11 protein-coding genes and 1 tRNA gene are annotated in these 9,118 nt (G+C 52.5%); 4 read left to right on the top strand and 8 right to left on the bottom strand.

Annotated elements, in window-relative coordinates; all coding sequences use genetic code 11:
- Both PHC90_05465 and uvrB read right to left on the bottom strand, forming a co-directional pair.
- Positions 1–772: GIY-YIG nuclease family protein (locus tag PHC90_05465; GenBank protein ID MDD3845793.1), on the bottom strand; the 772-nt coding region annotated here is incomplete at its 3' end.
- Complete coding sequence (gene uvrB / locus PHC90_05460; protein ID MDD3845792.1) at positions 769–2,757, bottom strand: excinuclease ABC subunit UvrB; 1,989 nt, start codon at positions 2,755–2,757, stop codon at positions 769–771. The genes PHC90_05465 and uvrB, both read right to left, overlap by 4 nt.
- Before the next feature lie 235 nt (positions 2,758–2,992).
- On the opposite strand from uvrB, the gene PHC90_05455 reads away from it, so the two are divergent.
- Positions 2,993–3,490 (top strand): hypothetical protein, encoded by a 498-nt coding sequence (locus PHC90_05455; protein ID MDD3845791.1) that lies wholly within the window; start codon positions 2,993–2,995, stop codon positions 3,488–3,490.
- 561 nt (positions 3,491–4,051) lie between these two features.
- On the opposite strand, the gene PHC90_05450 is transcribed toward PHC90_05455, so the two are convergent.
- The 5 genes from PHC90_05450 to PHC90_05430 form a co-directional block, all read right to left on the bottom strand.
- Positions 4,052–4,384, bottom strand: coding sequence for an ATP synthase F0 subunit C (locus PHC90_05450; GenBank protein MDD3845790.1), 333 nt, complete (start codon positions 4,382–4,384; stop codon positions 4,052–4,054).
- 42 nt (positions 4,385–4,426) lie between these two features.
- Entirely contained in the window at positions 4,427–5,146 is a 720-nt protein-coding gene (atpB, locus tag PHC90_05445) for a F0F1 ATP synthase subunit A (protein MDD3845789.1), read from the bottom strand.
- Entirely contained in the window at positions 5,136–5,489 is a 354-nt protein-coding gene (locus PHC90_05440) for a hypothetical protein (protein MDD3845788.1), read from the bottom strand. Before PHC90_05440 ends, atpB begins: the two co-directional genes overlap by 11 nt.
- A 10-nt stretch (positions 5,490–5,499) precedes the next feature.
- A complete protein-coding gene (locus PHC90_05435; GenBank protein MDD3845787.1) occupies positions 5,500–5,754 on the bottom strand; it encodes an AtpZ/AtpI family protein in 255 nt (84 codons plus the stop codon).
- A gap of 325 nt (positions 5,755–6,079) precedes the next feature.
- Positions 6,080–6,853: an endonuclease/exonuclease/phosphatase family protein gene (locus PHC90_05430; protein ID MDD3845786.1), complete on the bottom strand. Its 774-nt coding sequence runs from the start codon at positions 6,851–6,853 to the stop codon at positions 6,080–6,082.
- A gap of 278 nt (positions 6,854–7,131) precedes the next feature.
- Here PHC90_05430 and PHC90_05425 point away from each other — a divergent pair.
- From PHC90_05425 to PHC90_05415, 3 genes are all read left to right on the top strand, one after another.
- A tRNA-Lys gene (locus PHC90_05425) sits at positions 7,132–7,208 on the top strand.
- Between the two features lie 495 nt (positions 7,209–7,703).
- Entirely contained in the window at positions 7,704–7,922 is a 219-nt protein-coding gene (locus tag PHC90_05420) for a dodecin family protein (protein MDD3845785.1), read from the top strand.
- A gap of 129 nt (positions 7,923–8,051) precedes the next feature.
- Entirely contained in the window at positions 8,052–8,291 is a 240-nt protein-coding gene (locus tag PHC90_05415; GenBank protein ID MDD3845784.1) for a dodecin family protein, read from the top strand.
- 113 nt (positions 8,292–8,404) lie between these two features.
- Here PHC90_05415 and PHC90_05410 read toward each other — a convergent pair whose 3' ends face one another.
- Positions 8,405–8,947 carry an arginine decarboxylase, pyruvoyl-dependent gene (locus tag PHC90_05410; GenBank protein MDD3845783.1) on the bottom strand — a complete coding sequence of 181 codons (543 nt, stop codon included), beginning with the start codon at positions 8,945–8,947 and terminating at the stop codon, positions 8,405–8,407.
- Positions 8,948–9,118 lie beyond the last annotated feature (171 nt).

Raw genomic sequence — 9,118 nt, 5'->3', positions numbered from 1 at the left:
CACCCTCGGAAAAGGCCCAGGCGTCGCGGTTCTTCCCGAAGTGCTCATGGACGTGCTGTTTTTCCGTCATGGCCTTGATGGCCTGATAGCGCTCCTTGAGAACATGCGCCCCTTCAAAATCCCAGGCGGCAGCTTTCTTTGCTATGCGGCCCTGAATATCCTTGAGGACCTTCTCGTCCTTCCCGGAAAGGAAATCCCGCACTTCATCGATGGTCCTGGCATAGTCGGCGGCGTCGACGGGCATGACGCACGGCCCCGGACATTTGCCGAGTTCATGGAGCATACAGGGCCTTTTCCTCTTCCGGAAGATCGTTATCTTGCATTTTCTGATGGGATAGAGACCCTCCATGAGCCTCAGAATGTCCCGAACGTCACGGCCGTGAGGATAGGGCCCGAAGTAGAGGGAGCCGTCATCGACGATCTTGCGTGTCGCGAAGAGGGCAGGGTAGTCATCCTGAATGGTGAGCTTTAGCGATACATAGGATTTGTCGTCCTTGAGGACAATGTTGTACTTCGGGGTATGCTGCTTGATGAGATTGTTCTCCAGGAGAAAGGCTTCCTTTTCATTTGCCGTAAGGATAAAATCTATGAGGTGGACCGCTTCCACCAGTATCTGCGTCTTGATGTCTTTTATGTCGCTGCGAAAATAGCTCTTCACGCGGTCACGTATGTTCTTGGCCTTGCCTATGTAAATGATCTCATCGCCGCCGTCTTTGAAGAGATAGACTCCCGGTGATGCGGGCAAGCCCTCGATCCTTATCTCGGGGATCACAGGGTGAGCTCCATCTTTTCAATGGAAAGGAGCCTGTCGCGAAGCAGGGCAGCCTTCTCGAAATCCCATTTCTTTGACGCGTCGGCGATCTCTCTCTTCAGCCTCTTGACCATTTTCGAGAGCTGTTTCGGTTTTATCCCTTTTACATCCAGTTCGTCGACGGGCATCTCGTAGTAATCTTTCTCATAGATGGACGAAAGGACATCGACGATGGACTTGCGGATACCCTCCGGAGTGATGCCGTTGCGTTCGTTATATTCGCGCTGAACGACCCGCCTGCGCTCGGTTTCGTCGATTGCCCTGCGCATGGACTGCGTGATAGTGTCCGCGAACATGATGACCCTGCCGTTGAGGTTTCGGGCGGCGCGGCCGCAGGTTTGAATGAGAGATGTCTGGGAACGCAGGAAACCTTCCTTGTCGGCATCGAGGATGGCGACAAGGGAGACCTCGGGGAGATCGAGACCTTCCCGCAGGAGGTTCACGCCGACGAGAACGTCGAATTTGCCCAGCCTCAGATTTCTCACGATGGCGACCCTTTCGAGTGTGTCGATATCGGAATGGAGGTATTTTGTCTTGATGCCCCTGTCGATGAGAAAGTCGGTAAGGTCCTCGGCAAAACGCTTGGTAAGGGTTGTAACCAGGACCCGTTCCCGTGCCTCTATGGCTTTCGTCATCTCGACTATGAGGGTCTCCACCTGGTCCTTCGCCGGTTTGAGAATGATCTCCGGATCCATGAGCCCCGTGGGACGGATGATCTGCTCTGCAACGAATCCGCAGGATTTGGTCAGTTCATATTGGGCCGGGGTGGCCGAGATGTAGAGGACCTGCTTCTGTCTGGCTTCGAACTCCTCAAAAGTGAGAGGCCGGTTATCGAGTGCCGAGGGCAGCCGGAAGCCGTGTTCCACGAGGGTTGTCTTGCGCGACCGGTCTCCGCGGTACATGGCGGAGAGCTGGGGGATGGATACATGGCTCTCGTCTATCATGACGAGGGCGTTGGCGGGAAGGTAATCCATGAGGGTCGGCGGCGGTTCACCGGGGTCCCTGCCCGTAAAATGACGGGAGTAATTCTCGACTCCCGAACAGTAACCCAACTCCCCAAGCATCTCCAGGTCGTACCTGGTCCTCATCTCGAGCCTTTGCGCCTCGAGGAGCTTATTGTGGGACCGCAAGAGATCAAGATGGACAACGAGTTCCTCCTCGATGGTGGCGATGGCCCGCTCTATGGTCTGGCGCGGCATGACGTAATGGGTGGTGGGGAAGATGGTTATGCGCCTGAGCCTCTCGAGAGTCCTTCCCGTTAGGGGATCGATGCTTGATATGGACTCAACCCGATCCTCATCGAGGAGTATCCTGAAGGCCCTGTCTTCTTCGTAGGGAGGGAAAATGTCAATGGCGGTGCCGCGAACCCGGAACTTGCCCCGGTAGAAATCCATGTCGTTGCGCTCGTACCGGCATTGGATGAGTTTCCTTAAGATCGCCTGTCGCTCGAACGCCTGGCCCTCTTCGACATGGAGGAGCATTCCGTAGTACGTCTCGGGCGAACCGAGACCATAGATGCAGGAGACGCTGGCGACGATGATAATGTCCTCCCGTTCGAAAAGGGCATTCGTCGCCAGAAGCCGCATCCTGTCGATCTCCTCATTGATGGAGGAGTCCTTCTCTATAAAGGTGTCCGAGGAAGGTATGTATGCCTCGGGCTGATAGTAATCGTAGTAGCTGACGAAGAAGTGGACCTCGTTCTCGGGAAAAAGGGTCTTGAACTCGGCGTAGAGCTGTGCCGCCAAAGTCTTGTTGTGGGAGATGATAAGGGTCGGCCTGTTGACCCGTTCAATAACGTTTGCCATGGTAAAGGTCTTGCCTGAGCCGGTGACCCCAAGAAGTACCTGGTGGGCTATTCCCTGCCGGATATTGCCGGCTATCTTCTCGATGGCCTCCGGTTGATCGCCTCTTGCCTCATAATCGCTGATAAGTCTGAATCTGCTCATGATCGTATAGTCTAATGCCCTTTTGAGCCCGTGTCAAAACAAGCAAGACAATTATTCCGGTGGTGTCTGTCAGTGACTGATGGAGGTTCGCGATACCATCATCCTCAGACAGTGGAATGGGGGAAATTTGTTTACAGGAGCGCATCTGAGCACAAAAGCTCTTGACATGGCGACTGCAAAGGTTTAAAGATAAAACATTAATAGTCTAAATCACCAATATCAGGAGGAAGGGGTTATGAAAAAGGTTTTATTGTTTGCACTTGTTATGCTTGTCAGCATTGCATTTGTTGGCGCCGGTTTTGCCCAGGAAAAGGCAAAGGCCCCGGAAAAGGCAAAAGCAGCCGCAGAGAAACCCGCGGTAGAGAAACCCGCAGCCGCAACTGAAGCGAAACCGGCTGAGGCAAAGGAGCCCGAAAAAGCAGCAGAGAAACCAAAACCGAAACCAATGCCTGGTTTCGTTGGTAAGGTCACGGCGACCGATTCAGTATTCAACACGGTTTGCGTTCAGCGCGGAAAGGATACCGTTGCATTTGACGTCAGCAACGCGAAGTTCAAAGGCTACAAAAACTTCGACCAGGTGACGGTGGGCGACAAGGTTTCCATGCTGTACAAGAAGGGCGCCCTCACGATGGTCAAGATCGCAGGGGTCAAGAAGGCAAAAGCCGCTCCGAAGGCTGGTGTAGCGAAACCGAAGAAAGAGAAGAAAGAGGAAAAGAAGGAAGAAAAGAAATAGTAACCTCGTATTCGATATAGCAGACCCCGCCTCCGGCAGCGAAGGCGGGGTTTTTTATTGCGGTCTTGCCCTCCTCGGTTACTCGACGGTCTCACCCGGAGCGCACAGAGGTTTTGCTATCCCGTCACATCTTCAGGATATCGGTAATGCCGATCTGCGCAGGCATCCAGTCGATAATGACTCGGCCCCGGACCACATCCCTCCAGAGTCAAATGTTGGGCCTTTGGGAGTGATCAAAGCACAGGCATCGCGGGAAGAACGCGCATTCGCCAGGCGTTGATGAGGTAACGGACCGTCGTGGGCAGGAAAGGGATTCAGCGCAGAGGGAGAGCTTGCCTGATGGAAGCGTCGGAACTGCGGTGGCTGTATGGTGCGGCCGGGATGTTCCTGTAGTAGGATGATGCTAATACTGGCAATTGCTTATTTAAACTTTACCGGGAGGGTTCAGCTCGGATAATGATAACGACGGATGCCGCTTACATAGCCCCGCCGGTCCTGAGCAGCTGTTCTGAATAAACTGCAGGGATGGTCCTGTGCAAAGACCATCCCTGCAGAGCTTTTTTAAAGTTTGCCTACAAAAATAAACGCGATAACCAGAGCGTAGATGACCAGTGATTCGATGAGGGCAAGACCGATGATCATCGGGGCAAAGATCTTTCCCGATGCGCCCGGGTTCCTGGCAATGCCTTCAAGGGCTGCTGCTGCAGCTTTGCCCTGTCCGAGTGCGCCGCCAAGAGCCGCGATGCCGATCGCTGCGCCGGCGCCGATAGCCAACATGGCCTTCACATTTGAATCAAGGGGAGCTTTTACAGCTTCTTCAGCCGCAAGCACAAAGCCACAGGACAGAACGAGGATCAAACCGCTGAGCATCAAAATTGACACAACCTTTTTCATCACTATTCACTCCTTTCTTTTTTGTATTCTTGCATCGTTATATTAATGTTCATGGGAAACCGCACCTGCAAAATAAACCATGGACAACAGTGTGAAGACAAACGTTTGGACAAAGGCAACAAAGAGACCGAGGAACATGAAGATCACCGGGATAAGGAGAGGGACAAGGGCGAAGAAGATGGCGGTAACGAGGTGGTCACCGGTTATGTTGCCGAAAAGCCTTATACCCAGAGACATGGGCCTTGCAATGTGACTGATGAGTTCGATGGGGCACATGAGAATGCTCAGAATAACGTTGGCGTACCAGGGCATCATGTCGCTTATGAAGACGAACTGCCTCAGGTATTTGATCCCATGCTCGCGCAACCCGTAAAAGTGGGTGAGGACAAAGACTGTCAAAGAACAGGCGAAAGTCGTGTTCACATTGTCCGTCGCGGGCAGAAATCCGGGGATGAGGCCGGAAAGGTTGTTGAAGAGAATAAAAAGGGCCAACGTGCCGATGATGAGCATGAATTGCGGCCCCCGCTCACCCATGTTTTCCTTGACGAAACCGGTGAGGGCTTCGACGATGATCTCGACGAGGTTCCTGAAGGTTAGCTTCTCATCGGGAATGATCTGATCTTCCAGCTTTTTCACCTGCCTGTAGCCGAGAAAAACGATGAGAAGAAGGAAGATCGAAACGACGATCGCATTGGATACGTGCGGCGGCATTGTTTTGAGAAAAGGTATGAACGACACCCAGGTAAAAGCTTCATGCCCCATTATCTTGTCTCCTTTGTGAGCTGGAACTGAAAACTGGTAATAGCTGACTTACCAGAATGGATATAAAGACCGTTGAGAGACCCAGGAGGAAATAGAGAGGATTAATATTCCCATAGATCACTACAACGGTAAGAATTCCCAGAAGGAGGAGAAATTTTGCGGGAAGAGTGAGAAAGAGATCCTTCCTGGCTATCTCCTGTCTCAGTATGAGACGGCCTATGATCCTTTTAAGAAGGCGGAAGTTCAGGATGACGATGGCGCTGGCCACGGCGAAACTGAAGAATGCCATGACGTCACGGGTAAGAACGCCGATTCCTATGGAACCAAGCAAGAAAATCACCATGTTGCAACGTTCAACCTGGGTTACGGTAATCTCCCTCATCATCTTCCTTCTTTAACCTCTTGTATGCCCGATAAACCGCCCGAAAGGCGGCAATCATTCCAAAAATCATAAAAGCAAACGTAAGATAGGGATACGTGCCTAAATATTTGTCGGCGTAAAAGCCGGCCACAAGACCAATGATAACGCAGGAGCCCATTTCAAGACCCAGTGCACTATAGTTGAGTAGTGTCCTATAGATGTCTTTCTTGCTGTCTTGAAGAGCCATTGTTACCCGCTTGCGGCTCTTTTCTTCTATCACAGGGGGTGGGCGATAGTCAACGTTATTTTTACAATCTGAAAGAAGGTTTTTGGTAAGGGGAAAAGGCCCTGACGAGAGATAATGGGCGCCGAAAAATTGAAGAAAATGTAAGTTGCCTATGTCCCGGGTATTATTATCGACAGTTTGCCCTGTTCGCTTGCGGGGGTTGGGTCTCACGGCCCGGTATTCAGACCCCCGGGGCAGGTTTTTTTGTGAGGCTGGCGCGAATGAACCGACGGGTCAGACGAGGTACGCATCGGCGGCCGGGTTTTTAAAACCGTTTCCGAGATCTCTATAACTGTTTCGGTATCCTTCGCGATGAGTGGAAATAGGCTGTTCTGTCAGAATCTTCGCCAGGTAATTGCGCTTCCACGAGGAGGGGAAGATGGTCAGAGGCCATCTTCGCATTCATGGAGCGGGGGACCCTGCAGCTCCTGACAAGGATGTCTCGTGAAAGGAAGACATGGTCGAGGCGAAGGAAAGGTGTGATGCTCGGCCATGTCTTCCTGGGGCGGCGATCTCCCTGGACCAAAAGCTGGGCATCAGCCAGTTTCTGTGAAAAACTGTGATGAACGTAGGAGCCCGGCGTCGCGTTCATGTCGCCGCAAAGCACCACGGGGGGACGGCAGCGGGCGCTGCCGAGCCAATCGGGGCCGAGAAGGGTCGCCGATTGCGTACGGCGCCTGACGGGTGTGATCCCAAGATGGGTGTTGATGACCTGGATAGCACGACCCCTGAGGTCGATCTCCACCCAGAGGGCGCCGCGGCGAGGTTCTTTGCGGCGCGAGGGAAGGCCGCCCGCTTTCACCGGCCGGATGGGATAGCGGCTCAGGATCGCGTTGCCGTACCGCCCTTCCTGGATGAAGAGGCTGGGATGGAAGTGGACGTACATATCCAGTTCGCCTGCTATCATATGTGCCTGGTCGACACAACCCGTTCGACTGAGACCGACATCAAGCTCCTGCAGGGCCACGATGTCGGGATGGAGAGCCGCGATGATCTTCGCGATCCTCATAGGCATGTCCTTCCCGTCGTTGCCGATGCAGCTATGCACATTGTAGGTCATTATCGAGAATTTCAAGGCCGAGGGCATGAAGTAAACATAGGTCAAAATCAGAACGGTTGCAAGCGAGAAACAACATTGGGTTTTAAGGTCTCAGGTCAAGATCCTCAGTTCGAAAGCTGGGTCATGGAGTCTGAAACCTGAAACTGTTTTCTCTGCGGCGTTGATCCCCGATGTCAAGAACGAACACCAGGGACAATACCCGGCAGTTTTGGAACAGAGGAAACATTAAAAATGCTGTTGCACATAACCCTTCGTGTATGCTATATAAATCCATCTCGGGGCCGTTAGCTCAGTCCGGTAGAGCAGTTGACTCTTAATCAATTGGTCCAAGGTTCGAATCCTTGACGGCCCACCAATTCTTCCCAAAGCAGTTCCAACCCACCAACTGAAAGCCGCCCGTTCGCCGCCCGTGCTCTTTTCTCAAACACGCGAGGGTCACAGAGACGGGAAAGAAAAGATGGTGTCCTGATCCTGAAAAGCTCATGATCGACCCCAGGTTGGCTTGCTTGCCGCCGGCGGGTTCGAAAATCATGGCGATCCTTTCATTGAAACCGTCAACGACGCTATGGTCGAACACGTCATCACCCTTAAACCGATAATGAGCTCGGCCTTGGTGGACCCACAACCGACAAGCTTATTGAATGCGAGTGAAAGACTCAACATTGTGAAGAAAGGATTGAGCATTTCCTTCTTCTCGCCCGGACCCAGGTCGAAACCGCAGTTCGGATTGGAGCCGGTCCCTCTTTTATCGCACAGCGTCCCAGAATTTCTGTTTTCTTGACACAGCCGGCATTTGTGCTATTACAACCATATAATATCCAACGATCCTTGAACATCAAAGGAGGTTGCCATGTCGAAGAGTGTATACGTTGTAAACGAACTTGTGGGCACCAGCGACAAATCATGGGAAGACGCAGCCAGGCTGGCTGTAGAAACGGCCGCAAAGAGCGTCGAGGACCTCCGTATCGCTGAGGTGGTGAAACAGGATGTGACCCTGGAAAATGGGAAGATCGTGAGCTATCGGATAAGACTTAACGTCTCCTTCAAGTATCATAGCGAAAAGACCTGACATGATAGAGATCCGGAGGTGAGAAGGGAGGGTTTTAGGTTCCCTGAATTCTTACTGGCTTGACACAGCCGGCATTTGTGTTATTAACCATGTAATGTCCGGGGATTCAGGGCAACCACAGGAGGTTTTATGTCGAAGAGCGTATACGTTGTAAACGAGCTTGTGGGCACCAGCGACAAATCATGGGAAGACGCGGCCAGATCGGCTGTTGAAAGAGCCGCAAAGAGCGTCGAGGACCTCCGTATCGCTGAGGTGGTGAAACAGGACGTGACCCTGGAAAACGGGAAGACCGTAAGCTACCGGATAAGGCTTAAGGTTTCCTTCAAGTATCACGGCGAGAAAGCCTGGTATGAAGAGATCTGGCGGTGAGAGGGGTGCACCGTGGCAGATCAAAGATCGTCAGAAACAATATTCATATTGAAATACGAAAAACATCGGGTTTCAGGAATCGGAAGAAGAGTTGAAACCTGAAACCGTCTTTTCTAGGGTATAAGGATAGCTGCGGCGATCACCGTCGTCCAAACATTTTTTTTGCCCACGCTCGTTTGTGTGATATTGCGCGTATGGACTATCTCATCGCTCAGCTTCCACAGGTCGAGGCGTTTATTGTAGCTCTCGTTCACGTCAAATTCGAGGCCAAGGATGGTTGCCAGCATCTGGGCCGCGATGTCTTCGGCGTAATCGCCGGCCGTCTTGTCGTCTTCTCCGTGACTGTGGCATTCCGAGAGGTATCCGAAGCGGTCGCGGTCCTTCGGGATGGCAACGCCGACAGAAGCCGCTATGAGGCGGTGATGTTCGTTGGTAGAGGCCTCAGCCAGAACGGCGTGCACTATTTGACCGGGCGTCAGGTCCTTCAGCCCTTGTCTTGCCGGTACTATCTCGCACCGGGGCGGGAAGATGCTCGATACCTTGACGATGTTATAGGGAGCTATCTTCGCATTGCGCAGGGCGAGCTCGAAACTCACCAACTTCTCCTTGTTCTGGCCCACCCCCTTGGTGAGGACCAGTTTGCTGGCCACAGACATATTTGAATCTCCTTTCGGGAAAAGCGTAGAAGCCGTAAAGCGAAAAAAGCAATTATAAATGCTCCGCCGAACGCCTTGGGCCCGACGCTTTACGCTTCGCGGTTTTGAGCATACCACGATATCATCGTGGGTACAAGGCAACTTTCACAACATCTGCACGGACCCTGGATA

It is taken from the genome of Syntrophorhabdaceae bacterium (assembly GCA_028698615.1).
Taxonomy (GTDB): Bacteria; Desulfobacterota; Syntrophorhabdia; order Syntrophorhabdales; family Syntrophorhabdaceae; genus Delta-02.
The sequence above is the reverse complement of the archived record's forward strand: the minus strand, read 5'-3'. Positions and strand labels throughout refer to the sequence as shown.

Bases quoted from the DNA above. Each gene is read 5' to 3' on its own strand.
- uvrB (MDD3845792.1), bottom strand. From the start codon at position 2,757: ATGAGCAGATTCAGACTTATCAGCGATTATGAGGCAAGAGGCGATCAA.
- atpB (MDD3845789.1), bottom strand. From the start codon at position 5,146: ATGGGGCATGAAGCTTTTACCTGGGTGTCGTTCATACCTTTTCTCAAA.
- PHC90_05450 (MDD3845790.1), bottom strand. From the start codon at position 4,384: ATGAAAAAGGTTGTGTCAATTTTGATGCTCAGCGGTTTGATCCTCGTT.
- PHC90_05420 (MDD3845785.1), top strand. From the start codon at position 7,704: ATGTCGAAGAGTGTATACGTTGTAAACGAACTTGTGGGCACCAGCGAC.
- PHC90_05410 (MDD3845783.1), bottom strand. From the start codon at position 8,947: ATGTCTGTGGCCAGCAAACTGGTCCTCACCAAGGGGGTGGGCCAGAAC.
- PHC90_05415 (MDD3845784.1), top strand. From the start codon at position 8,052: ATGTCGAAGAGCGTATACGTTGTAAACGAGCTTGTGGGCACCAGCGAC.
- PHC90_05435 (MDD3845787.1), bottom strand. From the start codon at position 5,754: ATGGCTCTTCAAGACAGCAAGAAAGACATCTATAGGACACTACTCAAC.
- PHC90_05455 (MDD3845791.1), top strand. From the start codon at position 2,993: ATGAAAAAGGTTTTATTGTTTGCACTTGTTATGCTTGTCAGCATTGCA.
- PHC90_05440 (MDD3845788.1), bottom strand. From the start codon at position 5,489: ATGGTGATTTTCTTGCTTGGTTCCATAGGAATCGGCGTTCTTACCCGT.
- PHC90_05430 (MDD3845786.1), bottom strand. From the start codon at position 6,853: ATGACCTACAATGTGCATAGCTGCATCGGCAACGACGGGAAGGACATG.